This window comes from Marinobacter sp. bablab_jr003 (assembly GCF_016464245.1).
In the GTDB taxonomy this organism is placed as follows: Bacteria; Pseudomonadota; Gammaproteobacteria; order Pseudomonadales; family Oleiphilaceae; genus Marinobacter; species Marinobacter vinifirmus.
In genome coordinates, this window is the sequence record NZ_JADARC010000120.1 from 33,389 (window position 1) to 59,687 (window position 26,299).

General features: G+C 59.2%; 26 protein-coding genes and 1 tRNA gene. 21 read left to right on the top strand and 6 right to left on the bottom strand.

Translation table 11 applies throughout. From position 1 onward, the window contains the following. The first annotated feature begins 25 nt into the window (after positions 1-25). From H3Z84_RS14335 to H3Z84_RS14375, 9 genes are all read left to right on the top strand, one after another. Entirely contained in the window at positions 26-1,564 is a 1,539-nt protein-coding gene (locus H3Z84_RS14335) for an ABC transporter ATP-binding protein (protein ID WP_199457934.1), read from the top strand. Continuing rightward, positions 1,548-2,657 carry an ABC transporter permease gene (locus tag H3Z84_RS14340; RefSeq protein ID WP_227548814.1) on the top strand — a complete coding sequence of 370 codons (1,110 nt, stop codon included), beginning with the start codon at positions 1,548-1,550 and terminating at the stop codon, positions 2,655-2,657. The genes H3Z84_RS14335 and H3Z84_RS14340 overlap by 17 nt, the downstream gene beginning before the upstream one ends. Before the next feature lies 1 nt (position 2,658). After that, on the top strand, positions 2,659-3,579 hold the full coding sequence (locus H3Z84_RS14345; RefSeq protein WP_199453898.1) for an ABC transporter permease: 921 nt from the start codon (positions 2,659-2,661) through the stop codon (positions 3,577-3,579). 59 nt (positions 3,580-3,638) lie between these two features. Beyond that, positions 3,639-4,415 (top strand): outer membrane protein OmpK, encoded by a 777-nt coding sequence (locus H3Z84_RS14350; protein ID WP_153739991.1) that lies wholly within the window; start codon positions 3,639-3,641, stop codon positions 4,413-4,415. A 69-nt stretch (positions 4,416-4,484) separates the two neighbouring features. After that, positions 4,485-5,156 carry a TetR/AcrR family transcriptional regulator gene (locus H3Z84_RS14355; RefSeq protein ID WP_153739990.1) on the top strand — a complete coding sequence of 224 codons (672 nt, stop codon included), beginning with the start codon at positions 4,485-4,487 and terminating at the stop codon, positions 5,154-5,156. Next, the gene (puuE, locus tag H3Z84_RS14360) at positions 5,153-6,109 is read left to right on the top strand and encodes an allantoinase PuuE (RefSeq protein WP_199457935.1); all 957 of its coding nucleotides are present in this window, start codon (positions 5,153-5,155) and stop codon (positions 6,107-6,109) included. The genes H3Z84_RS14355 and puuE overlap by 4 nt, the downstream gene beginning before the upstream one ends. Continuing rightward, positions 6,102-7,124 (top strand): allantoicase, encoded by a 1,023-nt coding sequence (alc, locus tag H3Z84_RS14365; protein ID WP_199457936.1) that lies wholly within the window; start codon positions 6,102-6,104, stop codon positions 7,122-7,124. The genes puuE and alc overlap by 8 nt, the downstream gene beginning before the upstream one ends. Continuing rightward, positions 7,121-7,630 carry an ureidoglycolate lyase gene (locus H3Z84_RS14370; protein WP_323127006.1) on the top strand — a complete coding sequence of 170 codons (510 nt, stop codon included), beginning with the start codon at positions 7,121-7,123 and terminating at the stop codon, positions 7,628-7,630. The genes alc and H3Z84_RS14370 overlap by 4 nt, the downstream gene beginning before the upstream one ends. Continuing rightward, positions 7,627-8,571, top strand: coding sequence for an isopenicillin N synthase family dioxygenase (locus tag H3Z84_RS14375; protein WP_199457937.1), 945 nt, complete (start codon positions 7,627-7,629; stop codon positions 8,569-8,571). Before H3Z84_RS14370 ends, H3Z84_RS14375 begins: the two co-directional genes overlap by 4 nt. Positions 8,572-8,667: 96 nt before the next feature. On the opposite strand, the gene H3Z84_RS14380 is transcribed toward H3Z84_RS14375, so the two are convergent. The 4 genes from H3Z84_RS14380 to H3Z84_RS14395 form a co-directional block, all read right to left on the bottom strand. Then, a tRNA-Val gene (locus H3Z84_RS14380) sits at positions 8,668-8,744 on the bottom strand. 43 nt (positions 8,745-8,787) lie between these two features. After that, positions 8,788-9,747: a DMT family transporter gene (locus tag H3Z84_RS14385; protein WP_199457938.1), complete on the bottom strand. Its 960-nt coding sequence runs from the start codon at positions 9,745-9,747 to the stop codon at positions 8,788-8,790. Between the two features lie 101 nt (positions 9,748-9,848). After that, complete coding sequence (locus tag H3Z84_RS14390) at positions 9,849-10,451, bottom strand: YceI family protein (RefSeq protein ID WP_199457939.1); 603 nt, start codon at positions 10,449-10,451, stop codon at positions 9,849-9,851. Beyond that, positions 10,432-11,175 (bottom strand): CDP-alcohol phosphatidyltransferase family protein, encoded by a 744-nt coding sequence (locus H3Z84_RS14395; RefSeq protein ID WP_199457940.1) that lies wholly within the window; start codon positions 11,173-11,175, stop codon positions 10,432-10,434. The genes H3Z84_RS14390 and H3Z84_RS14395 overlap by 20 nt, the downstream gene beginning before the upstream one ends. A 111-nt stretch (positions 11,176-11,286) precedes the next feature. On the opposite strand from H3Z84_RS14395, the gene H3Z84_RS14400 reads away from it, so the two are divergent. Genes H3Z84_RS14400 through H3Z84_RS14415 form a run of 4 tightly spaced genes read left to right on the top strand, consistent with a single transcriptional unit; the run spans position 11,287 to position 15,516 of the window. Beyond that, on the top strand, positions 11,287-12,267 hold the full coding sequence (locus tag H3Z84_RS14400) for a zinc-dependent alcohol dehydrogenase (RefSeq protein WP_206769015.1): 981 nt from the start codon (positions 11,287-11,289) through the stop codon (positions 12,265-12,267). A 12-nt stretch (positions 12,268-12,279) separates the two neighbouring features. Beyond that, positions 12,280-12,678, top strand: coding sequence for a 6-pyruvoyl trahydropterin synthase family protein (locus H3Z84_RS14405; protein WP_022989063.1), 399 nt, complete (start codon positions 12,280-12,282; stop codon positions 12,676-12,678). Beyond that, complete coding sequence (locus H3Z84_RS14410) at positions 12,665-14,584, top strand: glycosyltransferase family 4 protein (RefSeq protein ID WP_199457941.1); 1,920 nt, start codon at positions 12,665-12,667, stop codon at positions 14,582-14,584. The genes H3Z84_RS14405 and H3Z84_RS14410 overlap by 14 nt, the downstream gene beginning before the upstream one ends. After that, positions 14,569-15,516 carry a lysylphosphatidylglycerol synthase transmembrane domain-containing protein gene (locus H3Z84_RS14415; RefSeq protein WP_199457942.1) on the top strand — a complete coding sequence of 316 codons (948 nt, stop codon included), beginning with the start codon at positions 14,569-14,571 and terminating at the stop codon, positions 15,514-15,516. The genes H3Z84_RS14410 and H3Z84_RS14415 overlap by 16 nt, the downstream gene beginning before the upstream one ends. On the opposite strand, the gene H3Z84_RS14420 is transcribed toward H3Z84_RS14415, so the two are convergent. After that, on the bottom strand, positions 15,517-16,389 hold the full coding sequence (locus tag H3Z84_RS14420) for a RibD family protein (RefSeq protein WP_199457943.1): 873 nt from the start codon (positions 16,387-16,389) through the stop codon (positions 15,517-15,519). Between the two features lie 119 nt (positions 16,390-16,508). Here H3Z84_RS14420 and H3Z84_RS14425 point away from each other — a divergent pair, with 119 nt between their 5' ends. Beyond that, complete coding sequence (locus tag H3Z84_RS14425) at positions 16,509-16,925, top strand: helix-turn-helix domain-containing protein (RefSeq protein ID WP_199457944.1); 417 nt, start codon at positions 16,509-16,511, stop codon at positions 16,923-16,925. Between the two features lie 18 nt (positions 16,926-16,943). Here H3Z84_RS14425 and galU read toward each other — a convergent pair whose 3' ends face one another. Next, a complete protein-coding gene (gene galU, locus H3Z84_RS14430; RefSeq protein WP_094624129.1) occupies positions 16,944-17,780 on the bottom strand; it encodes a UTP--glucose-1-phosphate uridylyltransferase GalU in 837 nt (278 codons plus the stop codon). 322 nt (positions 17,781-18,102) lie between these two features. Between galU and H3Z84_RS14435 the strand changes: the two genes are divergently transcribed. From H3Z84_RS14435 to prpC, 7 genes are all read left to right on the top strand, one after another. Beyond that, positions 18,103-19,308, top strand: a complete 1,206-nt coding sequence (locus H3Z84_RS14435) for a ShlB/FhaC/HecB family hemolysin secretion/activation protein (RefSeq protein ID WP_199457945.1) — start codon at positions 18,103-18,105, stop codon at positions 19,306-19,308. A gap of 91 nt (positions 19,309-19,399) precedes the next feature. Continuing rightward, the gene (locus H3Z84_RS14440) at positions 19,400-20,938 is read left to right on the top strand and encodes a glucan biosynthesis protein G (RefSeq protein ID WP_199457946.1); all 1,539 of its coding nucleotides are present in this window, start codon (positions 19,400-19,402) and stop codon (positions 20,936-20,938) included. Positions 20,939-20,953: 15 nt separating this feature from the next. Further along, positions 20,954-21,211, top strand: a complete 258-nt coding sequence (locus H3Z84_RS14445) for a hypothetical protein (protein WP_199457947.1) — start codon at positions 20,954-20,956, stop codon at positions 21,209-21,211. Continuing rightward, the gene (gene mdoH, locus H3Z84_RS14450) at positions 21,204-23,309 is read left to right on the top strand and encodes a glucans biosynthesis glucosyltransferase MdoH (protein WP_199457948.1); all 2,106 of its coding nucleotides are present in this window, start codon (positions 21,204-21,206) and stop codon (positions 23,307-23,309) included. The genes H3Z84_RS14445 and mdoH overlap by 8 nt, the downstream gene beginning before the upstream one ends. Before the next feature lie 92 nt (positions 23,310-23,401). After that, entirely contained in the window at positions 23,402-24,082 is a 681-nt protein-coding gene (locus tag H3Z84_RS14455; RefSeq protein ID WP_199457949.1) for a GntR family transcriptional regulator, read from the top strand. A 17-nt stretch (positions 24,083-24,099) separates the two neighbouring features. After that, positions 24,100-24,987 (top strand): methylisocitrate lyase, encoded by an 888-nt coding sequence (gene prpB, locus H3Z84_RS14460; RefSeq protein ID WP_058340762.1) that lies wholly within the window; start codon positions 24,100-24,102, stop codon positions 24,985-24,987. A gap of 178 nt (positions 24,988-25,165) precedes the next feature. After that, positions 25,166-26,299: a 2-methylcitrate synthase gene (prpC, locus tag H3Z84_RS14465; protein WP_199457950.1), complete on the top strand. Its 1,134-nt coding sequence runs from the start codon at positions 25,166-25,168 to the stop codon at positions 26,297-26,299.

Consider the following 26,299-nt stretch of genomic DNA (forward strand, 5'->3'; position numbering starts at 1 on the left):
GACCCAGACTACGAGGAGACCGGGAATGGCAGTTTCTGCTCAGAGGTTAAAGCTGCAGGGGATCGTGAAAGATTACCCGGGATGCCGGGCTAACGACGGCGTAGACCTTACTGTGGGCGCCGGCGAGATCCACGCCCTGCTGGGGGAGAATGGCGCGGGCAAAAGCACGCTGATGAAAATCATCTATGGCGTGGTTCAGCCGGATGCCGGTCGTATTGTCTGGAATGGCCACCCGGTGACAGTGGAGAACCCTGCCCGGGCCCGGCAGTTGGGCATAGGCATGGTCTTTCAGCACTTCTCTTTGTTTGAAACCCTGACCGTGGCGGAAAACATTGCGCTGGGCCTGCCGGCAGATGAGGTTCGCGACCGGGGCGCACTGGAGCAGCGTATCCGGGAGGTGTCCGAACACTATGGGATGGCACTGGACCCCCGGCGCTTTGTCAGCACCTTGTCTATGGGGGAGCGGCAACGGGTGGAGATTGTCCGCTGCCTGGTTCAGGAAAGTACCCTGCTGATCCTGGACGAACCTACTTCGGTACTGACACCCCAGGAAGTGGCCACACTGTTCAAAACGTTGCGCAAACTGGCCAGGGACGGCTGCAGCATTCTGTTTATAAGCCACAAGCTGGAGGAAGTCAGAAGCCTGTGCGATCAGGCCACGGTGTTGCGCCAGGGCCGGGTGAGCGGACATTGCCAGCCGAAAGACTTATCTGCCTCAGACATCGCCCGCCTGATGGTGGGCGATGATACCCCGATTTCAACCCAGGTCAGCGCTGCCCAACCCGGTGACACCCTGCTGCAGGTGCAGGAGCTGAGCTGGCAAACGGATGACCCTTTCGGCACCAGCCTGAAGAACATCGGTTTTTCCTTGCGCGCAGGCGAGATCGTCGGCATTGCCGGGGTGGCCGGAAACGGACAGGAGGAACTGCTCAAGGTCTTGTCCGGGGAGATCACCCTGAAGGGCGAGGCCATTCGTTTCACCGGCGAGGCGATTGACCGCCTGCCTCCCGGGGCAAGGCGGGCCCGGGGGCTGGCTGTGGTGCCCGAGGAGCGGCTGGGCCGGGGCGCCGTGCCGGTGATGTCGCTGGCCGACAATGCGTTGCTGACCGCTGCTGGGCAGGGGTTGGTGCAGCGTGGTGTGATTTGGCGGCAAAAGGTTCGGGAGTTTGCCAGAGACGTCATTTCACGCTTTGGCGTGCGCTGCTCTGGTGAGCAAAGCAGCGCTTCGAGCTTATCCGGCGGCAACCTGCAGAAATACATTCTCGGCCGCGAAGCCTGTCAGTCACCAAGGCTTCTGGTGGCCTCCCACCCAACCTGGGGTGTGGATGTGGGCTCGGCGGTGGCTATTCATCAGGCGCTGGTAAAACTGCGCGATGAGGGCGCCGCCATCCTGCTGATATCCGAAGACCTGGATGAGCTCTATCAGCTCTGTCACCGGATGGGCGCCATCTGTAATGGCCGGCTGTCACCATTGGCCCCGGCTTCTGAGTTGAGCATAAATCAACTCGGGCAGTGGATGGCGGGAAACTTCAAGGCGGAGGAGTTTGCTGATGCTGCAGCTTGAGCGCCGCCCTGAAGCCTCTACCACCCTGCGCTGGTTATCGCCTCTGCTGGCCCTGGCCCTGACGGTCGCAACCGGCTTCCTGTTATTCCTCGGCATGGGTAAAGACCCGATCCAGGCCCTGACCTTCTTCTTTATCACGCCGATCAGTGACCTCACCGGACTTGCCGAGCTGGGCCTGAAAACCGCGCCTTTGTTGCTGTGTGCCGCCGGGCTGACGGTCTGCTTCCGGGCCAGAATCTGGAATATCGGTGCCGAGGGCCATTTCCTGATTGGCGCGGTGGCGGCCAGTGCTGTTGCGGTTTCGGTGGGGGAGGCCGGTGGATTCCTGGTTTTGCCGGCGGTTCTGCTGGCGGGCATTGCCGGTGGTATGGCATGGGCGGCGATTGCGGCGTTTCTCAAGACTCACCTGAACTGCAACGAAATCCTCACCACCATCATGCTCAATTACATCGCCCTGAACCTGCTACTCTATGCGGTGCACGGGCCCCTGAAAGATCCCTACGGGTTTGGCTTTCCCCAGTCGGTGATGTTTGCCGATGCGGCTTTGTTGCCAGCGCTGATTAACGGCACGCGGCTGCACATCGGCCTGGCCTTCGGGTTGCTGGCGGCTGTCGCAGTATGGGTGCTGTTTGCCCGCAGCTTCATCGGCTACCAGTTGAACGTGGTGGGTGAGGATCATCGGGCGGCGGCGTTTGCCGGGTTCAGTGCCAGACGGCTGACCTGGTTTGCGCTGCTGGTTGGTGGCGCAACTGCGGGGCTGGCTGGCGCCGCGGAAGTGACCGGGCCGATCGGACAGCTGGTGCCCCAGGTGTCGCCGGGCTATGGCTACACCGCGATCATTGTGGTGTTTCTGGGCCGGATGCATGCCCTGGGCATTATTGCCGCCAGTGCCTTGCTGGCTCTGACCTTTATTGGCGGCGAGATGTTGCAGATTGCCATGAACATGCCCAAGGCGGTGACCGCCATGTTCCAGGGAATGCTGCTGTTCTACCTGCTCACCTGCGATGCCTTTATTCACTACCGGATTCGTTTTCGCCGGCCTTTACCGGCAGGCCTGTCCCAACCCGCCGCCCCGGCCGGCCAGGAGCTCTGATATGGACCTGTTGACCAACATTCTTGCCGCCACGATGGTGGCCGGCACCCCGCTGCTGCTGGTGGCCCTGGGCGAACTGATCTGTGAGCGCTCCGGCGTTCTCAACCTGGGGCAGGAGGGCATGATGCTGATGGGCGCGGTGGCCGGGTTCATCGCGACCTTGTCTACCGGCAGCCTGGCCGCCGGGGTTGTTGTCGCCATGCTGACCGGGCTGGCGATGTCGATGTTGTTCGCCGTTATGGCAGTGACCCTCTCCGCCAACCAGTACGCCGCCGGGCTGGCGTTAACCATCTTCGGCACGGGCCTGAGCGCCTTCGTGGGTGCCGGCTTTGTCGGCCAGTCCATCGAGGGTTTTGAAAAAATTGCGATCCCCCTGTTGAGTGATCTTCCAGTGCTGGGTCGGGCGCTTTTCACCCAGGATTTGCTGGTGTATTTTTCCTGGCTGGTGTTTGCAGGTGTTGCTCTGTTCCTGCGCTTCAGCCGCGGCGGCCTGGTTCTGAGGGCCGTTGGGGAGTCGCCAGGTGCGGCCAACGCCAATGGCTTGCGGGTACTCACCGTGCGTTACCTTGCGGTGGCCTTTGGCGGGGCCATGGCCGGCCTTGCCGGTGCCTATCTGTCGCTGGCCTACACCCCAATGTGGACCGAGAACATGACCTCAGGCCGGGGCTGGATAGCGCTGGCGCTGGTGGTGTTTGCCAGCTGGCGCCCCGGGCGCTTGCTGTTGGGTGCTTACCTGTTCGGGGCGGCCTCCATTCTTCACCTGGTGCTCCAGGGGCTGGGCTGGCGCAGCCCCACCGAGTTGCTGGCGATGCTGCCCTACGTGGTCACCATCCTGATGCTGATTCTTTTGTCGTTCGACCCGGTACGCACCCGGTTGAACACCCCGCTGTCTCTTGGCCAGCCCTACCGGCCGGGACATTAACTAAAACGATGTACTGCTAACAACCGATGACCCAAAAAAGTAACCAGAGAGGCTATGCCATGAAAGCACTTCGTAAAACCCTGATCGCAAGCTGCGTTGCTGCAGCCTGTTTTGCGCCTGCTGCCCATGCCGAGAAGTTCTTCGGTGGCTCCAGTATCTCCATCCTGCACAGTGCCGATTACCAGGGCGTTCAGTTCGACGCCGGTGGTAACGGGGGAGTGGAATACGAGGCGACCTACTTTACGTTCGAGAACGTGACCGCCCACAACTGGGGTGGCACCTTCTTCTTTATCGACCGGGAGCAGCCTCAGGGAGACCTTGAAGGTACCGACAACGTATACGGTGAATTCGCGCCCAATATCAGCGGCAGCTGGCTGACAGGCCAGGATTTGTCGTTCGGGCCGGTGAAAGACATCACCCTGGCCGGGCAGTACGAATTTGGCGGCGGTACCGAGGCAAACAACTACATGTACGGTTTCGGCCTGGCGTGGGACGTGCCTGCGTTCCGTTACTTCACTACATCTTTCTACTACGTTGATAACAGCGAGATCAGTGATGACTGGCAGATGACGGTCACCTGGGGCCTGCCGTTTGATGTGGGTGCGGCGAAATTCCTGGTGGATGGTTACATCGACTGGTCCACCTCGGCCAGTGATCACGAGTCCGAGTTCCAGTTCACGCCCCAGATCAAGCTGGACGTGGGTAACTTCATGGGCAACCCGGGCGTGCTCTACGCCGGTATTGAGTACCAGTACTGGAACAACAAGTTTGGCCTGAACGAGACGCTGGTAGACACCCAGAGTTCAGTCAGCGCACTGGTGAAATTCCACTTTTGATCCATTTCAGGAGTCCATCGGAATGGAAAGTGTGGACTCCTGAATCACCGGACAACAAGTGAGTGAACCATGACCAGATCACTGTCAGTGCAGCAGAACACATCTGAAGCGGGCCGGAGCTACCGGCCTGGCCGGATCCGGGAGCGGAACCGGGAAGCCATTCTGCAGGCGGCCGAGCAGGAGTTTGCCCTGCACGGCTACAAGGGCACCACCATCCAGAATATTGCTGAACGGGCCGGCTTGCCGAAGTCCAACGTGCTTTATTACTTCAGCAACAAAAAACGCATGTACAGCGCCATGTTCGACGACATTCTGCTGCGCTGGAACAAAGTATTCTCGGAAATAAAACCGGACGACGATCCGGCTACTGCACTGGAAACCTTTATTCGCACCAAGGTGAACATGTCGCAGCAATACCCGCTAGCGTCACGATTGTTTGCCATGGAAATCATTCAGGGCGCGCCCTTCTTGCTCGACCACCTGCGCACCAACATGCGCGAGTGGGTGCGGGGCAGGGCGTCGGTAATCCAGCACTGGATTGATGAGGGCAGGATGGCGCCGGTGGATCCGGTACAGCTGATTTTCCTGATCTGGTCGTCGACCCAGCATTATGCCGATTTTCAGGTGCAAATCCTGATGGTGGAAAACAAGGCAGAGTACGAGCCAAGGGACTTCGGGCATGCCGCGGATTTTCTTGTTGACGTTATTCTCAGAGGCTGTGGCCTGGAGCGACCTGGATGAATGAAGGTAAAACCTACCCAAGGGATATGCGCGGTTACGGTGAACATCCGCCCCACGCGCAGTGGCCCGGTAACGCCCGTATCGCGGTGCAGTTTGTGTTGAATTACGAGGAAGGCGGTGAGAACTGCGTGCTGCACGGCGACGAGCACTCGGAAACCTTTCTGTCCGACATCATCGGCGCCGCACCCTATCGTGACCGGCACCTGAGCATGGAATCGCTTTATGAGTACGGCTCCCGGGCCGGGGTCTGGCGGGTATTGCGGGAGTTTCGTCGCCGCGGGCTGCCGCTGACCGTATTCGGTGTGACCATGGCCATGGCCCGCAACCCGGAGGTGGTCAGAGCGTTTATTGAAGACGGCCACGAAATCGCCTGCCATGGCATGCGCTGGATTCACTATCAGGAGATGAGCGAGTCCGAAGAGCGGTGCTATATGCAGCTGGCCATAGAGCAGCACCAGGCACTCACCGGTGAGCGCCCGCAAGGCTGGTATACCGGCCGCGACAGCCCCAATACCCGGCGGCTGGTGGTCGAGGAGGGCGGCTTTCTGTACGACAGCGATTATTACGGTGATGACCTGCCGTTCTGGACACAGGTGATCGACTCCGCTGGCACACAGCAGCCCCACCTGGTGGTTCCCTACACCCTTGAAGCCAATGATATGCGCTTTGCCTCGCCCCAGGGCTTCAATACCGGCGAGCAGTTCTTCCAGTATTTAAAAGACAGTTTCGATGTGCTGTACGCCGAAGGCCTGGAAGCCCCGAAGATGCTGTCGGTGGGGCTGCATTGCCGGTTAATCGGACGGCCGGGAAAATTCCGCGCCCTGCAGCGATTTCTGGATTACCTGGAACAGCACGACCGGGTGTGGGTGTGCCGCCGGGTCGACATTGCCCGGCACTGGCGCACGCACCATCCCTTTGAGTCTCAACCTACCTCGAGTATCTGCCATGACTGATGTAGTGATTGCCCCGGTACCGGAAGGCCCGGAGTTTGCCCGGCTGGGACTGAACCTGGCGGACAGTTCTCTGGGAGCCGAAGTACTGGAAGTCACCGACGAGTTTTTTGCACCCCGGGCGCGAATGCTGGCACCTGGGCCGGCCGCTTTCTACCCTGACCGCTACGATGACCACGGCAAGTGGATGGACGGCTGGGAAACCCGCCGGCGCCGGACCACCGGCCACGACTGGTGCATTGTGCGGCTGGCCATGCCGGGGGTACTGACCGGCGTGGACTTTGACACCAGTTTCTTTACCGGCAACTTCCCACCGGCGGCATCATTGGAAGCCTGTTACAGCCCGGCAGCTGTGCCTGATGGCAACAGCGAGTGGGTTCCCCTGGTGCCGGCTACCGAGCTTGCCGGCAATGATCATCGGTTCTGCGCCATCACTTCTGACCGGCCCTGGACCCATGTGCGTTTGCATATCTACCCGGACGGCGGGCTTGCGCGCCTGCGGGTTTATGGCAGGCCGTGGATGGACTGGCGCCGGGCAGCCCCCAACCAATCCATCAACTTGCTGGCGCTGGAATGCGGTGCCGACCAGGTGGCCTGGAGCGACGCCCACTATGGTGAACCCAGAAAGCTGCTGCGCCCCGGGCGAGGCATCAATATGGGCGACGGCTGGGAAACACGGCGTAGGAGAGAGCCAGGCAACGACTGGTGCATTCTGGCCCTCGGCCACAAAGGTATTCCGGAAAGCATCGAGGTAGATACTGCTCACTTCAAGGGCAACTTCCCGGCCGCCTGCTCGGTACAGGCCGCCTGTGTGGAAGCCGGGGCGGGCACGGCGGCGTCGCTGATCACCCAGAGCATGTTCTGGCCGACCTTGCTGGAGCCCCAACCCCTTGAGGCCGACGCCATACTTAAGTTCACGGATCTCAAGGAGCTTGGAGCCATTACCCACATTCGCTTCAACATGATTCCTGACGGCGGGGTGAGTCGGGTGCGGTTATTCGGGGAGCCGGTTCTGTGAGCGTGTTACGACTGATAGCGGTTGAGCGGCTTACCCGCGAAGCTTTCGACCCCTTCGGTGATGTCATTGACACTCACGGCCCGGCACCTTTGTTGATTAATCAGGGGCGCACCGAGCGTTTCCACCAGCTGGCAGGTGCTGAGTGCCTGGGCGAGGGCGCCCGGGCTATCCTCTCCATTTTCCGGGGCCAGCCGCTTTTACCGTTGGAGATCCACATGATGGAACGACACCCCCTCGGGAGCCAGGCATTTGTGCCAATGAACGGTGGAGATTTCCTGGCGGTGGTGGCGCCCCCCGGCGACTTTAATGAAACGGAGGTTCGGGCTTTTTGGGCCAGGGGCGGGCAAGGCGTGAACTACCGGCCGGGCACCTGGCACGCGCCGCTACTGCCGCTGGCGGCTGACTCCGATTACCTGGTGGTGGATCGCGCCGGCCCGGGCGTTAACTGCGACGAAGTGCTGCTGAACACCCCCATACAACCGGTTTTGCCTGAGGAAGGTTCATGAATGAGTTACCTGTGATTTCACTACAAGGTTTGCGGAGCCCGGACCTGACCGAGCGCCAGGCAACGGCGGCAGAACTGGGGCGGGCCTGCAGGGATATCGGCTTTTTTTACGTCAGTGACCACGGCATCCCGGCGGAGGTCTGTGAGGGCGTATTTGATCTGGCCAGGCAGTTATTCCAGTTGCCAGCCGAGCAGAAGCAGCAGATGTCGATCAAGCGGTCGCCACACAATCGCGGCTATGTGGCGCTGGCGGATGAAAGATTGAACCCGCAAGCCGGCGCAGACCGGAAAGAGGCCTTTAATATAGGCACTGATTTCCCTGAAGATCACCCGGATGTACTGGCAGGAAAGCCGTTCCGGGGTGTTAATTTCTGGCCACCGATTGACGGCTGGAAGGCCGGGGCGCTGGATTACTTTGCGGAATGCTTGGCGCTTGGCCGGTTGATCCATCGCGGCTTCAGCCTGGATCTCGGGCTGGCTGAAGACTTTTTCGAACCCCACCTGAAGCAGCCAATTGCAACCCTGAGAATGCTGCGTTATCCGCCGGGTTCGGATGTGCATGCCCGGGAAGATGCGGGGGCAGGCACTCATACCGATTATGGCAACATCACCATTCTGGCGACGGACGGTGTAGCGGGGCTTCAGGTGCGCAGCCGACAAGGGCACTGGCTGGAAGCTCCCCATGTTCCAGGCGCGTTTGTCTGTAACATTGGTGATTGCCTGATGCGCTGGACCAACGATACCTATCTTTCGACACCACACAGGGTGAAGGCGCCAGAGCGGGAACGCTATTCAGTGGCCTTCTTTCTGGAAGTGGACCCGGATGCGGTGGTGGACCCCCGGGATGTAAAGCCGAACGAAGCGCCCAAATATGAGCCGATCACCTGTTCGGACTATCTTGCGGGAAGGTTGAATGCCACCTATGAACACAGGAAGGGGTGATGTTTACTTTTTGGTGACCAAGCCGGGGAGTTGCTGCAGAAACAAAAAAAGCCAGTGCTTACGGGAATCGTAAGTGACTGACTTTTCAGGCAAGATTGGTAGGACCACGCGGATTCGAACCGCGGACCTCTACCATGTCAAGGTAGCGCTCTAACCAACTGAGCTATGGTCCTGTCTCGCAACGGAGACGAAATATACGGATTTCGCGGGGGTTGGTCAACCTCTTTGAGGCTGATTTTTGGCTTTCAGCAGGCCTTTAATGGCGCGGCTCAGGGCACCCCAGCGGTTCACCAGCAGTGCTGCGAAGATCAGGCCGCAACCGGCCATTTGCAGGGCGGTCATGCTTTCGCCAAACCAGGCGGTGGCGAACAGTGCTACCCACACCGGTTCCAGTACCAGTATCACCACTCCGTGGCTGTGTATCGAAAGGCTCTGGGCATAGGTTTGCAGCAGAAAGCGCCCCGCAGTGGCGACGACTGCGCTGGCCAGTACCCATACATAAAGCATGGGGGGCGGGTTGGTCAGGGTGGGTGCCCAGGGCTCGCTGATGGCGGATTCAGCCAGGGTAACCAATCCCACGGTCAGCAACGCCATGGCCGTTAGCGGTAATGCCGGTACTTTCTGTTTCTGGATGGTTTCGCCGTGCTTGTTAACCACGGTGCGCTGGTTGGCGGCCCGGGTATTCAGGGTGAAATACAGCGCGAAGATGAACGCTGCGGCCACGAAATAGAGTTGCCCGGGGTCTGGCCGGAAGCCGTTTTCCAGGGAAAGCAATGCCAGGCCGGAGACGGCGATGGGGATGGCCAGCCAGGTGCTGATGGGTTGTGGTTCGCCGAATACCAGTCGCGCCAGTACCGGCACAATCACCACACCCAGGCTGGTCAGAAAGGCACCTTCGCCCATGCTCTCGGCGTGGAACAGGCCCATAATCCAGCAAGTCATCGCGATGCCGAACACGGCGCCCACGCCAACGGCGCGGCCAAGCTGGTCTGCGCTCAGTCGCACGAGTGACGGCAGGGCGATCAGGGCCAGCACACTGCCTGCAATCAGAAACCGGGCTGCCATGAACATTAACGGTGGCATCATCAGCACCGCTTCTTTGGAGAACATCCAGCCGAATGCTGCGAACAGGGTAACGACAACAAGCAGCAGATCGGATTTGTGGGCGTCAGACATGATCGAACCAGGCCAGCTGTATGGGAAAGGTTGATCAATCTATCGTTAGGGTACTAAAAAATAAAGCAGCGAAAACCGAGGGGTAGCAATTCGCACAATGATCAGAACCAGCCGCCCTCTTTAATAGCTTCAAAACCGAACCGCAGCGTTACTTCATCGCCCACCATGCCGTTGTCGACGCCGTAGGTCATACCCCAGTCGCTGCGCTTGATGACGGTTTCGGCGCTGATGCCCAGCGTGTACTCCTCATGGCCGAAGGGGTACTCCGCCGCTTTGTTCAGGGTGATGTCTATATCCACGGGGTGGGTCTGGCCCAGAAGGGTGAGGTCGCCGGTTACGGTGCCGGTGTTGTCCCCGGTTTTTTCAAAGCCGGTGACCACAAAGGTGATGTCGGGATGAGCTCCGGCGTTCAGGAAGTCCTTGTTACGCACGTGGTCATCACGTTTTTCGTGGTTGGTGAACACGCTGGCAGCTTTGAACATCATTTTGCCTGAGCTGAGCTCTCCGGTTTCCTCGTCGTATTCAAACTCTCCTTCAACGTCCCGGAACATGCCCATAACCGGGGCATAGCCCACGTGCATGATCTCGAAACTCATGGAGAAATGCTCTTCATCCACGACAAATTTAGCGGGCTCCGCTTGCAGGGCCAGCGGCAGGAGCAGAAGGGCAGAGGCGGTGATTGCTTTAAGGTTTGGCAGAGTCATGGTTGTGTCTCCGTTGATAGAGCCAGCGCACGTCCACAAAAAACGACCAGGCAAGCAGTACAAGCGCAAGCCCGAGGGTGAGGCTGGCAAAAGCCGGTGGAATGATGGGAATAACTGCGACCATCAGGGTAACCACCTGCCAGACACAAACCGTTTTGCGGCGAAAACTGTCTGGCAGGTTGGCGTTGAGCCAGGCAAAGCCAAGGCTGGCGGCGATAAAGGTATAACGCATGAGGCCGAGGGCCAACACCCAGGTGCCGGCTTTATCGAGTGCCAGTACGGCAAGGCACAGCCCGAGGATAAACAAGGCGTCGAGCTCCATATCAAAACGGGCACCGAATTCGCTGTGGCTGCCAGTGGCGCGGGCGACTTTGCCATCCACGCCATCCAGAATCAGGGCTCCCAGGCTGAGCAGTGCATAGGTCCAGAGTGCCGGGGCCGGCTGCCCGCCGAGATAGGGTGCCCAGGCGATCAGTGCCAGTACAATAACCGAACGGGCGAGGGTAGCCCGATTGGCCCACCCAAAAGGCTTTCGCCCCGGCCAGTAACGAAGAATCAGTGCGCCCTGGACTGCATACAGCACAGCACTGAGAGCAAGAAAGCCGGCGGGCAGGCTGAATGCCAGTCGCAGGGTTAACGCCAAAACGAAAAGCGTAAAGCCCCCAGCAACGAGGTCTCTCGCTGTGGTGGATGTGGGCGTGGTTGTGGTGCTGATGGAATCCATACACCGTTGCGTCCGTATAGCCTGTAAGTGGCGTGAGCAAGGCCCCGTTTTGTAACTATAGTTTGGGGATACTGTTTTTGCGTACGCAGCCAATCAGAAAATGGACTCTTCATGCAACTAAATAAGAACGAAGCCTTCTGGATAACCGGGTTTCAGGCATCGGAACTCCGGCCGGCTCCGGAGCCGGAGCGCTCTCAACCAGGCTCCGGGCAGGTGGTGGTTCAGGCCCTTTATTCGGCGATCAGCCGGGGGACTGAATCTCTGGTGTACAACCAGCGGGTGCCGGTCACCGAGCACCAGCGTATGCGGGCGCCGTTTCAGGAAGGGGATTTTCCCGGGCCGGTGAAGTATGGCTACGCCAGTGTTGGCGAGGTGCTGAACGGGCCAGCCGATTTGCAAGGCCAAAAGGTGTTCTGCCTTTACCCGCACCAGCGGCGTTATTCTGTGCCGGCCGAGGCCGTTATTCCGCTGCCTGCCGCAGTGCCGCCGGCCAGGGCGATACTGGCCGCCAATATGGAAACAGCAGTCAACGGCGTTTGGGATGCCCAGCCGGCGGTCGGGGATCGCATTGCGGTGGTTGGCCTGGGTGTGGTGGGGCTGCTGGTGGCATGGTTGGTTAGCCGGATTCCCGGTGTGGAACTGCTGGCCATCGACCCGAACGGGCAACGGCAGGCAGTGGCCGAACGGCTGGGCTTTGCTTTCTCCACTGAACCGGATATTGCCGATTGTGACCTTGTGATCCACGCGTCCGGCGAACCCGCGGGGTTGGCGACGGCATTGGCCCTGGCCGGGGCTGAGGCACGGGTAATTGAACTCAGCTGGTATGGAGACCAGCCCGTTCAGGTACCCTTGGGGCAGGCCTTCCATCCCGGGCGCCTGATGCTGAAATCCAGCCAGGTTGGCCAGCTGCCGCCGGAACGGCGCCCACGCTGGGATCATCGCCGGCGGCTGGCGCTGGCCCTCGAGTTATTGGCTGCCCCGGATCTGGATGTTCTGATCAGCGGCGAGTCGCGTTTTGAAGCACTTCCAAAGGTGGCGGCCGATATACTCAAGCCCGGTGCCGATGCACTTTGTCATCGCATTGTTTACTAGAAGGAAAATCCGATGTTCAGTTTGACCGTTCGCGATCACATGATGATCGCCCACAGCTTTAACGGAGATATTTTCGGCCCGGCCCAGGGGCTGCACGGTGCCACCTATGTGGTAGACGTCACCTTCGAGCGCCATGTGCTCGACAGCAATGATCTGATTGTCGACATCGGCCAGGCTTCGGAACTGCTCAAAGAAGTGCTTTCTGAATTTAACATGAAGAACCTGGACGACTTGCCCGAACTTGCCGGACGCAACACCACCACCGAGTTCATGGCCAAGGTGGTGTTTGATCGCATGGCCGCAGCCATCCATGCCGGCCGGTTGGGCGAAGACGGTAAGGGTGTGGTCAGCCTGAAAGTAACCCTGGGCGAATCCCATATTGCCTGGGCCAGCTACCATGCCGGTATCTGAACTCTGGTTTGTGGTGCCCGGAGACCCTCAACAGAACACCGGGGGCTACCGGTATGTACGCAAACTTGCTGAGGCCCTGGCAGACGCAGGATTGAAGGTTCACCTTGATGGGCTGGAGGGCGAGTTCCCCCGGCCGGATGGCACAGCCATCAATGCCATGGACCGCTATTTGAAAGCGTTGCCAGAGGGCGCATCCGTTGTTCTGGACGGCTTGGCGATGGGTGGAATGCCCGAGGTGCTGGAGCGCCACCGGAAGCGTTTGAAGCTGATGGCGCTGGTACATCACCCATTGGCAGACGAAAGCGGGCTGTCAGCCGCCGAACAAGCCTGGCTTAAGGATGCCGAAACCCGGGCTCTCGCTTGTGTTTGCAAGGTGTTCACCACCAGCTATTACACGGCCCGCAGGCTGGCTCATTATGGGGTGCCGGTCGCCTCGGTTACTGCAGCTTTGCCTGCCGTTGATGACGAATTCTTTGCTCTGTCGACATGCTCAGAGCCAGCCCGAGATCCATCAGATCCTGTGCAGATCCTGTGTGTGGGGCATTTGTCCCTTCGCAAGGCCCAACACCAGTTGGTGCTGGCGCTGGCTGAGCAGGCAACGGATGCCTGGTTTTGTACCCTGCTTGGCAGCGATCAGAGAGATTCGATGTATTCGGCGGAGGTGAAGGCGCAGGTACATGCATCAGGGTTGGCCGGTTGTATTCGACTGACCGGTGAGGTCTCGGAAACCGGGCTGTGGAATGCCTATCAGCAGGCAGACCTGTTTGTGCTGCCCTCGGAGTATGAAGGTTATGGCATGGTGGTGGATGAGGCCCTGGCCTGCGGCCTGCCAGTGCTCAGCTCCGATGGTGGCGCACTGAGGGAAACCGGTGCCCGTTCGGGTGTGCAGCTGTATCCGGCGGGTGACATTGCTGCACTTGGGCAGGCTCTGGCGAGGTTGCTTGAGAACCCCGACGAACTGGCGCGCCTGAGAGCCGGAGCCCGTGAAAGCCGGGCAAGGATACGGCGCTGGCGAGACACCGCCGGGGACTTCCTGGCTGGCCTTGAGAGCGAACAAAATGCAGATCCTGCTCGCTTTGATGATCACTGGCTGCGGGCCAGGGAGCCGGCGGATCACAGGGCAAGAAACCCGAAACTCACAGACCAGCTGGCGGCCTGGCTACAGGTTCGCCAGTATCGTTATCAGCGCACCCGGGACACCGTCAGGCCCCTTCAACTGGTGGATGTTGGTACTGGCCGGGGGTCGAACCCTGTGTACCTTGCGCCCCGCCTGCCCGGGCCGCAGAACTGGACCCTTATCGAGCCCGACGGCAGCCTGGCCGGCACCGCGGCGGAGCGGGTTCAGGGTACCGGCGTATCGGTAAGCTTAAGGACAGAAAGCCTGTCGGCAGGCAATATGCAGGATGAGCTGCCGGCAGATGCTGACCTGGTCTGTGCTTCGGCATTGATTGACCTGGTCAGTGACGAATGGTTGCAGGCTTTGGTAAGTGCCGTGGTTGCCCGCAATGCGGCTGTTCATGTTGTGCTCAGCTACAGTGGGCGCTTTGAGCTTTCACCTGAACACCCGTCAGACGACAGGCTCCGGGCGCTGGTCAACCAGCATCAACATGGCGAGAAGGGCACCGGTGCCGCACTGGGGCCAGATGCCACCCGCCGGCTGCGGGCCTTGCTGGTGGCCACTGGCTACCAGGTGTCTGTAGCGCCCAGCCCCTGGCAGCTGGATTCGGGCGAGCAGGAGCTGGCGCTTTTGTTAATGACGGGCTGGGCCCGGGCAGCGAGCGAACAACAGCCTTCGGCAGGGGCAGAAATCAACCGCTGGCTCCATGCCCGCAAACAGCAACTGGCTGCCGGCGAGCTGCGAATTTCCGTTCAACACGAGGACTTGCTGGCATGGCCACCCGCCTGATCCTTCGATGGCTGGTTACGGTGGCCTTGCTCGGGCTGGTGTTGTCGCTATTGGATACCGGAGGGTTGCGAGCGTCCCTGGCGAGACTTTCGGTGCCGTTTATCACCCTGATGCTGGCGGTATCGGTGGCACAGGTGGCGTTGTCGGCCTGGCGTTGGTGGTTCACCGCCCGCCGGCTCGGGGTTTCCCTGAGCTATCCGGTGGCAATCCGTGAATACTATCTCGCCGGCTTCCTGAACCAGGTTTTGCCGGGCGGCGTTATGGGGGATGTGAACCGTGCCTGGCGGCACGCCCGCGCCCCGGTGGGTGAGCCGCTATCTGCCAACGCCACCAGGGCCATTATCCATGCTGTGATGCTGGAGCGCTTGTCTGGCCAGTTGGTGCTGTTGCCGGTGGCAGTGCTGGCGATGGCGGCGCTGTGGCTGAGTGGCCGGTTTGAACTTCAGGCTGCTTACGCTGGAACGTCACTCAGCGCTGGAGCAGGCATGGTGGCTCTGGTGTTGGCGGGTGTGGGTGCCTCCTTCATGCTTCGCCGGAAAAATGGAAGCAGGCTACGGAGTTATTTGCGAAACCTGGGTGCTGATCTCCGGAAGGTTTTCTATGGTTGGCGCAATGCCTGCTTGCAGTGCCTGACCTCCCTGCTGGTGCTGGGTACTTACCTGGCGGTCTTCCTGCTTCTGGCAGCGGATATGGATGTCTTGGGGCAGGGCGTGTCCCCCTGGATGCTGGCCGGGCTCTGTGTGTTGCTTTTGCTGGCGATGGCGGTGCCTATCACTATTTCCGGTTGGGGCGTTCGCGAGGGCGCCGCTGCTTTGCTCTGGCCGCTGGCCGGCCTGCCTGCGGAGCAGGGTGTGGCCCTGAGTGTGGGTTATGGCGCTATGGTGTTTCTGGCCAGCCTGCCCGGGGCCCTGGTGCTGGTTTCCGGGCGTTGATCAGCTGCGGTCCGGGTAGAAAGACAAGTCAAACAACATATCGCTCCCCAGGTTTACCAGCTGAGCTTCCGGTCGCAGGGCCTCATCAAGCTGGTCAATCTCTGGCAGGGAAAATGCCGGGCGGCCACTGCCGATAATCATCGGGGCCACCATCACATGCAACCGGTCCAGCAGGCCGGCCCGGAGAAACGACGACACAGTCACGCCGCCGCCTTCGATAAAAATCTTGCGCAAGCCAAGGTCCTGTAACACCTCGAGAATATGCTTGGGGTCGACCGGTTGCGTGTCGCTGCTGCTGCCCAAGCAGGGCACCCGGGTGACGGCACCGGGCTCTATGCGCTGCTGGCCCGGCTGATAGTGCCCGGCAACCAGGTGCAGGGTGGGGGCCGCTTTGTCGGTAAACAGGTGATGGCTTGCCGGTACCCGTTCGTGGCGGTCGATCACCACCCGTACCGGGTTCCGGCCGGGTGCGCGGCGAACGGTCAGCCGGGGGTTGTCTGTGCTTGCAGTACCTGCGCCCACCACGACCGCATCACACAGGGCTCGAATTCGGTGTAGGTGGGTAATGCCGTCGTCGCCATTGATAAACCGGGAACAGCCGGTCACGGTGGCGATGCGGCCATCCAGGCTCTGGCCTAACTGGCCAATTACCCGGATGCTGTTGGCGTCTTTCAGCGGCCGGCACAGGGGCATGAATAAAGAAAACAGACTGTGCACCTGTTCGCTGGCGGGTTGTACCAGCTCCCAGCTTTTGCCGTTGATTTTCAGGGCGGGTTGATCAGAGCCCGGCGCCGGCAAGGTGATGTTGCTGCGGTTGGCGGCGTCGAGTATCAGCTGCCATGCGATGTCGGTGTCCAGTGCGTTCCTGGCCATGGGCTACCTGCGTGTATGTTTGTTGTGATTTCAGTATAGGAACATTGTGCACAAAGCTGTAGGTACGCTACATTTTCAAATTGATTCACTTTTTCTCAAATTTTCAGGGGCATTGAGACATGCGCTACCTGCAATCGTTCAACAGGCGCCTGCGGCATGTAAGGGAGCAGGGGCAGCTGTCTTTGGCCGATATTGCTGAAATCTGCGGTGTAGACGAGGCGCGGGTGCGCAGCTGGGAGGCGGAAGATGGCCGCCAGCGGGGCTTTCCCGGGGTTACCGAATTGCTGGATCTGTGTCTCAGGACCGAGACGCCCCTTGAACAGCTGCTCGATATGGAAGAGGCCGGAGACGGTGACCAGCTGGAGCTGCCAGGCCTGGCCTTCAGTAACAGTGATGATCTTTCGGTAGCGCTGCAGGAGCTGGAGCAGGAAATCGGCCGGGTTCAGCTGACAGACGGCGAGGCGGAACTGCTGCGCCGGTTCCGCAAGACAACAGACGATAACCGGCGCATGGTTCTGCAGTTGCTGGGGCGCTAGGCGCCCCGGATTCCGCTTTTAGTTCTCTTTCTTGTAGATGTTCTCGTAAACGTAGTTGGTGGCCTCTACAAAGCCATCAATGCTGCCGCAGTCAAAACGCTGGCCCTTGAACTGGTACGCCAGCACACAGCCATTCTTCGCCTGCTCCAGCAGGGCATCGGTAATCTGAACCTCACCATTCTTGCCCGGCGGTGTGCGCTCGATAATGTCGAAAATGTCCGGGGTAAGAATGTAGCGGCCGATAATAGCCAGGTTGCTGGGCGCGTCTTCCGGTGCCGGTTTCTCCACCATGTCGGTAATGCGGTAGAGACCATCCTTCATGGATTCGCCCGCAATCACACCGTATTTATGGGTTTCGTCTTCCGGTACTTCTTCAATGGCCACAATGGAGCAGCGGAACTGGTTATACAGCTTGACCATCTGGGTCAGAACGCCGTCACCATCTTCCGGGCCCACGCAGAAGTCATCTGCCAGCACGACCGCAAACGGGTTGTCGCCCACCAGGTTGCGGCCAGTCAGGATGGCGTGGCCCAGCCCCTTCATTTCATTCTGACGGGTAAAGGCAAAAGAGTTGTTGTTGATCAGATCCCGGATGGAGGTAAGCAGGCCTTCCTTGCCGGTACCGGCAATCTGGTGCTCCAGCTCGTAACTGATATCAAAATGATCCTCGATGGCGCGTTTGCCGCGGCCAGTGACAAAGCCGAACTCATGAATGCCAGCATCGGCGGCTTCCTCCACCCCGTACTGCACCAGAGGCTTGTTAACGATCGGCAGAATTTCCTTGGGCATGGCCTTGGTGGCCGGAAGGAAACGGGTGCCGTATCCGGCAACCGGGAAGAGGCACTTTTTGATCATGATGTTCGTCCTTAATCTGGAATCTGGTGATTTGCTTTAGTAACCCACAAAGCGTGCCAAGTGTAACCAAGTTGTATGGCGAGTTGGAGGGTTTCGTTTCCGAGTGTTGATTTCCGGTAATTCTGTGGACTGTTTCCGATGTAAGAAGAGCGCTTGATATCTCTAGAAAATCGTTTCAATAGCGCATTTAACGACATGATTTAGCGAAACATTAAATTTGTAAAGTTATGATGATCAGGGTGGTTCAATAACCCGGATTCTTTTAAAGTGGCACCGCATTAACGGATTTACATGATTTTGACATTTGCCCGGATTTCGCAAGGTGCCGCAACTGATCTCCAAACCGTCTGGCCGCTGGAAGCTCTTGTCCGCACTGTTTTTGTGCGTGGCGGGCGCGTACTGTCCGCCGGCGGCAGCCTCTGAGTCGACGCTCGCCGGCAATGCCAGCCAAACCACCCGGGAAGCCCTTCTGCCCCAGAATGCCTTGCAGGCGACCCGGGAGCACTGGCTGCGCTCCAGAATGCAGTTCTCCGGGCGGACCAACCGTGATGCCGAACACCGGGATGGTGCCCTGAACCTGGGGTTGAAGGGCCTGTTCTGGGCGAATCATCGGGCAGATGTTCGATACAGCGACGCCAAAACCTACCGGGTAGGTAATGAGCGCCGGGTGCTGGGGTTCAGTTATGGTCTGCCGCTGGCGGGCAATCATCTGGATGTGGAGCTCAGGAACACGGCCTATGAGGAGGTGTCCCGGGCAGATGGCGCTCGCTTTCAGAAGGAAGGCCGCACCCGAAACCTGATCGTGACAGGGCGCCGTGCGCTGTTCTCCTCCTATGGATATCAGTTTCTTGGCCGTGCCAACTACGCCTCTGTGGACCAATACTGGACGCGTCGCAGCGACGAGGTGCACCGCTCCAGCTATCAGATTTCCAGCCTGGGGCTGGAGGCCAATGGACACCACAGTCTGTACGGGGGCTTTAGTCTGAACACCGGTTTGCGGGCAGTCACAGGCATTGAAGCCGAAGTGGCTAACTCGTCGGGCTCAGAAGGCAACCAGCGCGAGGAACAATTCGGGCGCATGGTGTTCACGGCATCGCTGGATCGCGAGCTGCTTGCCTGGCACTGGGACGTGGACGGGCAGTACCAGCTGGCGTCTGAGGATATACCCGGTTCGCAGCATCTTCGGGTAGCCGGAGCCGGTCTTACGGCAGGTTTCAACGGTCAGTCACTGAGTGTGGCAGAGGGTGGCTGGTTGCGCCTGGGCAGCAGCAGCCCGGAGTTTGGCCTTCCGTTCTTTCCCCGGGTTTCGTCCAGTGTTCGCCTTTCCGTACTCCGGGGCTGGGTTCCAGATGAATCATTCCAGCAACATCAGGCCGGCCATGTCACCTCGGGCGAGGTTTCCTGGGGGGTAACCGCTCAGCAATTCAGCGCCGATGTCAGCCTTGGCCGGGTGCTGACAACCACCACGGAAGCCATTGCGATCCCCGACCGTCCAGACGTTCGCTTTACCATGAGCATGCAGATCTAGCCTTTCGATTCGCTTACCAACTTGTCACTTGTCGCAGCCCTCGGGTGCGGTGCTACATTGAAAGGACAAACCGCGAACCGAGGATGGAACAATGCACGCAGGGAAAGTATGGCTGGTGGTTCTGGGATTGTTCTCGTTGTTTCCCCTTCATGCTCAGGCATTCCAGTTTCAGGACGTTGTTGATAAAGCAAAGTCGAAAGCAGGCTCGGCATACGAGGCGCCTGCCCGCATTCCCGACTTCATGGCGGATCTGAGCTACGACGATTATCAGTCCATCCGGTTTGACCCGAGCAAAAGCCTTTGGCGAGAAGCATCGTCCCGGTTCCAGGTGATGCTGATTCCGGCAGGAAAGTTCTATACCCGGCCGGTCAGTATCAATGTTGTGGACAGTGAAGGCGTCCATTCCCAGGCGTTTGATAAAGGCCTTTTCAATGTGGAAGACCCGGAGTTGCGGAAACGTGTTCCGGCGGATCTCGGATATGCTGGACTCAAGCTGACGTTTCCCTTTGACGGGAAGGATGTTGCCAACCAGTTTCTTGTCTTTGCTGGCGCGAGCTATTTCCGGGGGGTGAGCAAAGATACGGCATTTGGTCTCTCGGCACGGGGTATTGCCGTGGATACGGGCTTGCCGTCCGGGGAGGAGTTCCCCGACTTCACGGAATTCTGGTTGGAGCGCCCGGCCAAAAACAGCGACCACATCCGTGTCTATGCGCTGCTCGATGGGCCCAGTCTCACCGGTGGTTATCAGTTCACGGTCTACCCGGGCGAACCGACAAGGGTAGACGTGAAAGCCCGGCTGTTCTTTCGGGATGCCATTGAATTGCTGGGCCTTGCGCCGCTGACGTCCATGTTCTACTACGGTGAACACACGCCCAGACCGCTGGGGGAGTGGCGGCCCCAGGTTCACGACTCCGATGGCCTGCTTATTCACGACGATGCCACCGGAGAATGGCTGTGGCGACCTTTGATGAACCCGGAGCGGTTGGCTACGAGTTTTCATCAGGTCAAACGTGTTGGTGGCTTTGGCCTGGTCCAGCGTGACCGGGAATTTCGCCATTACGAAGACCTTGAAGCCCGCTATGAGCGGCGCCCCAGTGCCTGGGTAAGTACTGAGGAAGACTGGGGAAAAGGCAATGTGGTACTGGTTGAAATCCCCACCAATGATGAAACCAATGACAACATCGTTGCCTTCTGGAGCCCGGACGGCCAGGTGGCGGCTGGCACCACGCGGGAACTGGAATACTCCATCCGTTTTGGTGGTCCCGACGTGGCACCACATCCTGGAGCTAGGGTAGTAAACACCTTTGTTGGCGCTGGCGATCGTATTGGCGGCGGTGATCAGGCCGGCGCCTATCGAATTCTGGTCGATTTTGCCGGTGGATCGTTGGCCGAGCTTGGGCCCGATGCTCCGGTGGTCAGCAAGGTGACTGGCGGTGAGGGCGTAGAGGTTCTGGAACACTTCGTCGAACGGGTGGAGCCAGAGAACCTCTGGCGCTTGTCCATACTGGCCCGGCCAGCCCCGGATCGCACTCTGCAGCTACGTGGCTTTCTGATGGCAGATGATGAGGTGGCCACGGAAACCTGGAGCTATGCCTTGCCGCCGGGTACCGGTTTACGGGCAGAACCCTGATCAAGGGAGGTGTGTATGGACGCATTGACCTCTTACCAACTGCTTGGCCGGCTTCTGGCGTACCTTGAAATGAGTGGTGCCGGGGCGGATAGCGGTGCCTTTGATAACGCATTGGCGTTACTGTTCAATGAGCACGCGGGTGACGATCAACGGGTTGCGTTTGAAATGCTCATATCGCGAATCCCTGATTACTATCCGGTGCCAACCGTAGACATTCCGCCTGTGGCACCGCCGGTACAGCGGGGCAGCATCGGGTACTTCTCCGATGACTGATTCGCCAGCTCCTTCCCCTCCCTGGCGTTTGCGGGCGTCGATCCGGCGGCTGATACTGACGCTGCTGGTGGCAGGCCAGACGGTACTGGCGTCCTGGTTTCTGCTTCAGGTGTTGCCGTATCACGGCGGCAATCTCGTCGAATGGCTGATTGTGGGTGTTTTTGCCCTGCTTTATCTGTGGATTGCATTCGGGTTCTGGATTGCGGTGTACGGGTTTTTGCTCCGGCTTACGGGTGGTGATCGGAAGTCTCTGCTTAAACGCCATCCGCCGGCGGAGCTGGAGGCAACGGAGCTGTCGAAAACAGCGATTGTCATGCCGCTCTACCACGAACCTGTGGCCTGGACCCTGAAGGGACTTAAAGCCATCTATCTCGACCTGGAGCGATCCGGCCGCCTGGATGATTTTGATTTCTTTATTCTCTCCGATAGCCAGAACCCGAACGTCTGGCTGGAAGAACAGCAAATCTGGCGGCGGTTGGTAGAGGAGCTTGGCGCCCACGGCCGACTGTTTTACCGCAGGCGCCGGGTTAATCTGAATTTCAAGAGCGGTAATGTCGCTGATTTTCTGCGGCGTTGGGGCAGCCAGTATCAGTATATGGTGGTGCTTGATGCCGACAGTCTGCTTGCCGGGGAAACCATCCGAACCATGGTCCAGGTGATGAACCGGGAGCCCCAGGTTGGCATCCTGCAAACAGCACCGACGATTATCAATGGCCGTTCCGCGTTCGCCCGTATTCAGCAGTTTGCCAGCCGGCTTTATTCGCCTCTGTTTGCCACCGGGTTGGCGGCCATACAGATGGGGGATGCGGCCTTCTGGGGGCATAACGCCATTATCCGAATTGCCCCTTTCATGGCCCATTGCGGCCTGCCAAAACTCAAGGGAGTGGGAATCTGGCGTGGCCCGATTATGAGCCACGATTTTGTGGAAGCTGCGTTTCTGGGGCGGGCAGGGTACGAAGTGTGGCTGGAGCCGACACTGGCCGCCAGCTATGAGGAATCTCCGCCCACCCTGGATGATGAACTTGCCCGCGACCAGCGCTGGTCCAAGGGGAACCTGCAACATGCGGCGCTCATGCTGTTTGCTCCGAGGTTGCGCCTTGCCCATCGATTTGCCTTCCTCAATGGCATTATGGCCTACGCCGCATCGCCGTTGTGGCTGCTGTTTCTGGTGTTAACCACCATTGCCGCGGTTCAGCTTACCATCGCACCGATTGATTATTTTCCGGATGGCCGTGAGAGCCCCTTTCCTCTATGGCCGGAGTGGCGCCCTGCATGGGCGATTACGCTGGTGGCGAGCACCATGGCGCTCCTTTTTCTGCCCAAGTTTCTGGCCATCGCCGATGTCGCTGTGCATCGGGCGATGCGCGGATTTGGTGGTTTTGCCAGGCTGTTGGTCAGCGTGCTGCTGGAAATTGTTGTGTCGGTACTGCTGGCTCCCATCCGAATGCTGGCGCACAGCCACGCCGTGATCTCCGCCCTGTTTAACGTCAGGCTGAGCTGGGCAGGGCAGAACCGCACCGAGGAGACCAGTTGGCGCGAGGCCAGTGTGCGCCATCTGCCGGGGCTGTTAATTGGTGGCGCCTGGTCGGCCTTTGCCTGGACCCTGGACCCTATGTTTTTCTTCTGGTCATTACCGGTTTCGATACCGCTGTTGCTTGCGGCACCAACGACAGTGTGGCTTAGCCGGTTGCAAAGTGGTGAAGCCCTGGCGCGGAATGGGTTTTTGTTAACACCGGAGGAGCAGGCGGCCATACCGATACTGGATGATGCCCGTCGGTTCCGTGATGACCCCCCGGAGGAATCGCCGCTTGCGCCGATTGAGCAAGCGGTGCTGTCGCCTGTTGTCAACAAGCTCCACTGTCATCTGGCCCGGAAGCAGGCCTGGGGTTTGAAGAGAAGCGTCATTGCCGACGAGCTTGAGGCGTGTATCGCTCGAGGCTATCAGGGCATGGACCAGGGCAGGCTGTCGCTGATGCTGGAAGACGCAGAGGCTTTGGCAATCCTGCATCGGCGAGCCTGGAGCGCGGCGCCGGATTCATTCTGGGGGCGACGTGTTCACAAACTGGTGTTGCGCTGGCAAGGTCAGTCCGGCCTGTAAACAATCATACTTAAGGTGTAGGTCGAATTGTTGACAATCGTGAGAGGTAGGCGTAGCTTCACGCTAAATAACCTCTGGATTGTTAACAAAGCATGATTCAGGCACAGTTGCAAACCCAAACCCGCGCCGATGAGGCCTTTGATTGTCTGCAAACGGCTATTGTGAAGGGCGATCTGGCGCCGGGCGAAAAAATCGGCGAAGTCGAGCTCTGTTCCCGCTTTAACCTTACCCGAGGCCCGCTGCGTGAAGCGTTGGGCCGCCTTGAATCTCGTGGATTGCTGGTCAGGCGCCCTCACGCTGGTGTGAAGGTGGTGTCCGTTAGTGCCGCAGAACTTCTTGAGTTGTACCGAATTCGTGAAGTCATGGAGGGGCTGGCAGCCCGGCAGGCAGCTGAACGCATGCCCGATGAAGAAATCCGTGATCTCCTGGCCACGCTCGATAGTCACGAAAAAATGATTGAGGAAGCTCAGGGCCAGGCTTACTACCAGGCTGAGGGCGACTACGATTTCCACCACCGGATTGCCACCGGCAGTCGCAATACCAAACTGGCCCAGATGCTTCTGGGCGATCTTTACTACATGGTGCGGATGTACCGTTACCGGTTAAGCACCTCGGCCGGGCGCCCCCATCTGGCGCTGGGTGAACACCGCCGTATCGTCGAGGCCATTGCCCAGCGCGATGGAGAACTCGCCGAATTCCTGATGAAAAGACACATCAACGCCGCCCGCAAGAATATTGAGAAAAAGATTCAAGAAGGCGTTCTAACTATCTGAACAAAGAGGTAAATGACATGGCTAACAAACTCTCCCCCGGTGCCCGTTTCCGCAAGGCCCTGAAAGAAAACCAGCCGCTGCAAATTGTTGGTACTATCAATGCCTACGCCGCCATGATGGCAGAGCGGGTAGGGCACCAGGCCATTTACCTTTCCGGTGGTGGTGTGGCTAACGCCTCCTACGGCCTGCCGGACCTGGGCATGACCACCATGAACGATGTGGTGGAAGATGTGCGCCGCATTACGGCCGCCACAGACGTACCGCTGCTGGTGGATATCGACACCGGTTGGGGCGGAGCCTTCAACATCGGCCGTACCATCCGTGAAATGGAACGCGCCGGTGCTGCTGCGGTTCATATCGAAGACCAGGTTGCCCAGAAACGCTGTGGCCACCGCCCGAACAAGGAAATCGTTTCCAAAGAGGAAATGGTCGACCGCATCAAGGCTGCGGCCGATGCCCGGGAAGACAAAGATTTCTTCATCATGGCCCGTACCGATGCCTTCCAGAAAGAAGGCCTGGAAGCTGCTATCGACCGCGCCAAAGCGTGCATTGAAGCCGGTGCAGACGGTATCTTCGCCGAAGCAGTACACGAGCTGAGCGACTACAAAGCGTTCGCCGAAGCCATTGATGCGCCGATCCTGGCTAACATCACTGAGTTCGGTGCCACGCCGCTGTACAACAAGTCTGAACTGGCCGAAGCCGGCGCCGCCATGGTTCTGTACCCGCTGAGCGCCTTCCGCGCCATGAACAAGGCCGCGCTGACGGTGTACCAGAACATCCTCGAGAAGGGCGACCAGAAAGACGTGGTGGACCTGATGCAGACCCGTATGGAGCTGTACGATTTCCTGAACTACCACGATTTCGAGCAGAAGCTGGACCAGCTGTTTGCCCAGAAGAAAGACTGATAACCAGGGAAATGTTGGAGTAAGGGGACTGGGAGTAAGTGGAGTAAGGGGGTCTGACCCCGTTCGGGGTCAGACCCCTGTCGAACTCGGGGTCAGGCCCCCTGTCAGACCCCTGTAGAACTCCGGACATCGCTTGATTTAATTAAAACGAACAAAACAGAAACTACGGGAGACCAACATGGCTGAAGCAAAGAAACTAGGTGGAGCAGGCCTTCGCGGCCAGGTGGCTGGCGAAACCGCCCTGTGTACCGTTGGCAAAACCGGTACCGGCCTGACCTACCGCGGCTATGACATCACCGACCTGGCTGACAACGCCCAGTTCGAAGAAGTGGCCTACCTGCTGCTGCGTGGCAAGCTGCCGAACCAGGCCGAGCTGGATGCCTACAAAGGCAAGCTCAAGAGCCTGCGCACCCTGCCGGATGCCCTGAAACTGGTGCTGGAGCAGATCCCCAAAGACGCCCACCCGATGGACGTCATGCGAACCGGTTGCTCCATGCTGGGTAACCTGGAAACCGAGCAGGACTTCAGCGAGCAGGACGACAAGATCGACCGTATGCTGGCGGTGTTCCCGGCCATCATCACTTACTGGTACCGCTTCGCCCACGAAGGCGTGCGTATCGACACCGCCAACACAGAAAGTGATTCCATCGGCGGCGTGTTCCTGGAGCTGCTGCACGGCAAGAAGCCGAGCGAGCTGCACGAGCAGGTGATGAACGTTTCCCTGATTCTGTACGCCGAGCACGAATTCAACGCGTCTACCTTCACCGCGCGCGTATGTGCCTCCACGCTGTCTGACATCCACAGCTGCGTAACCGGCGCCATCGGCTCCCTGCGTGGCCCGCTGCACGGCGGTGCTAACGAAGCGGCCATGGAGCTGATCCAGAAGTTCCAGACTCCCGAAGAAGCCGAAGCCGGCCTGATGGGCATGCTGGAGCGCAAAGAGAAAATCATGGGCTTCGGACACGCCATCTACAGCGAATCCGACCCGCGCAACGCCATTATCAAGAAGTGGTCAGAGAAGCTGGCCAAGGAAGTGGACGACACCGTGCTGTACCCGGTTTCCGTTCGCTGCGAAGAAGTTATGTGGCGCGAGAAGAAGCTGTTCTGTAACGCCGACTTCTTCCACGCATCTGCCTATCACTTCATGGGCATCCCGACCGAGCTGTTCACCCCGATCTTCGTGATGTCCCGGGTTTCCGGCTGGACTGCCCACGTAAAAGAGCAACGCGCCAACAACCGCATCATCCGCCCGAGCGCCGAATACACTGGCCCTGAGCACCAGGATTGGTTGCCGATTGGCGAGCGTTCTTAA

Bases quoted from the DNA above. Each gene is read 5' to 3' on its own strand.
- H3Z84_RS14335 (WP_199457934.1), top strand. From the start codon at position 26: ATGGCAGTTTCTGCTCAGAGGTTAAAGCTGCAGGGGATCGTGAAAGAT.
- H3Z84_RS14345 (WP_199453898.1), top strand. From the start codon at position 2,659: ATGGACCTGTTGACCAACATTCTTGCCGCCACGATGGTGGCCGGCACC.
- H3Z84_RS14350 (WP_153739991.1), top strand. From the start codon at position 3,639: ATGAAAGCACTTCGTAAAACCCTGATCGCAAGCTGCGTTGCTGCAGCC.
- H3Z84_RS14355 (WP_153739990.1), top strand. From the start codon at position 4,485: ATGACCAGATCACTGTCAGTGCAGCAGAACACATCTGAAGCGGGCCGG.
- puuE (WP_199457935.1), top strand. From the start codon at position 5,153: ATGAATGAAGGTAAAACCTACCCAAGGGATATGCGCGGTTACGGTGAA.
- alc (WP_199457936.1), top strand. From the start codon at position 6,102: ATGACTGATGTAGTGATTGCCCCGGTACCGGAAGGCCCGGAGTTTGCC.
- H3Z84_RS14375 (WP_199457937.1), top strand. From the start codon at position 7,627: ATGAATGAGTTACCTGTGATTTCACTACAAGGTTTGCGGAGCCCGGAC.
- H3Z84_RS14385 (WP_199457938.1), bottom strand. From the start codon at position 9,747: ATGTCTGACGCCCACAAATCCGATCTGCTGCTTGTTGTCGTTACCCTG.
- H3Z84_RS14390 (WP_199457939.1), bottom strand. From the start codon at position 10,451: ATGACTCTGCCAAACCTTAAAGCAATCACCGCCTCTGCCCTTCTGCTC.
- H3Z84_RS14395 (WP_199457940.1), bottom strand. From the start codon at position 11,175: ATGGATTCCATCAGCACCACAACCACGCCCACATCCACCACAGCGAGA.
- H3Z84_RS14400 (WP_206769015.1), top strand. From the start codon at position 11,287: ATGCAACTAAATAAGAACGAAGCCTTCTGGATAACCGGGTTTCAGGCA.
- H3Z84_RS14405 (WP_022989063.1), top strand. From the start codon at position 12,280: ATGTTCAGTTTGACCGTTCGCGATCACATGATGATCGCCCACAGCTTT.
- H3Z84_RS14410 (WP_199457941.1), top strand. From the start codon at position 12,665: ATGCCGGTATCTGAACTCTGGTTTGTGGTGCCCGGAGACCCTCAACAG.
- H3Z84_RS14415 (WP_199457942.1), top strand. From the start codon at position 14,569: ATGGCCACCCGCCTGATCCTTCGATGGCTGGTTACGGTGGCCTTGCTC.
- H3Z84_RS14420 (WP_199457943.1), bottom strand. From the start codon at position 16,389: ATGGCCAGGAACGCACTGGACACCGACATCGCATGGCAGCTGATACTC.
- H3Z84_RS14425 (WP_199457944.1), top strand. From the start codon at position 16,509: ATGCGCTACCTGCAATCGTTCAACAGGCGCCTGCGGCATGTAAGGGAG.
- galU (WP_094624129.1), bottom strand. From the start codon at position 17,780: ATGATCAAAAAGTGCCTCTTCCCGGTTGCCGGATACGGCACCCGTTTC.
- H3Z84_RS14440 (WP_199457946.1), top strand. From the start codon at position 19,400: ATGCACGCAGGGAAAGTATGGCTGGTGGTTCTGGGATTGTTCTCGTTG.
- H3Z84_RS14445 (WP_199457947.1), top strand. From the start codon at position 20,954: ATGGACGCATTGACCTCTTACCAACTGCTTGGCCGGCTTCTGGCGTAC.
- mdoH (WP_199457948.1), top strand. From the start codon at position 21,204: ATGACTGATTCGCCAGCTCCTTCCCCTCCCTGGCGTTTGCGGGCGTCG.
- H3Z84_RS14455 (WP_199457949.1), top strand. From the start codon at position 23,402: ATGATTCAGGCACAGTTGCAAACCCAAACCCGCGCCGATGAGGCCTTT.
- prpB (WP_058340762.1), top strand. From the start codon at position 24,100: ATGGCTAACAAACTCTCCCCCGGTGCCCGTTTCCGCAAGGCCCTGAAA.
- prpC (WP_199457950.1), top strand. From the start codon at position 25,166: ATGGCTGAAGCAAAGAAACTAGGTGGAGCAGGCCTTCGCGGCCAGGTG.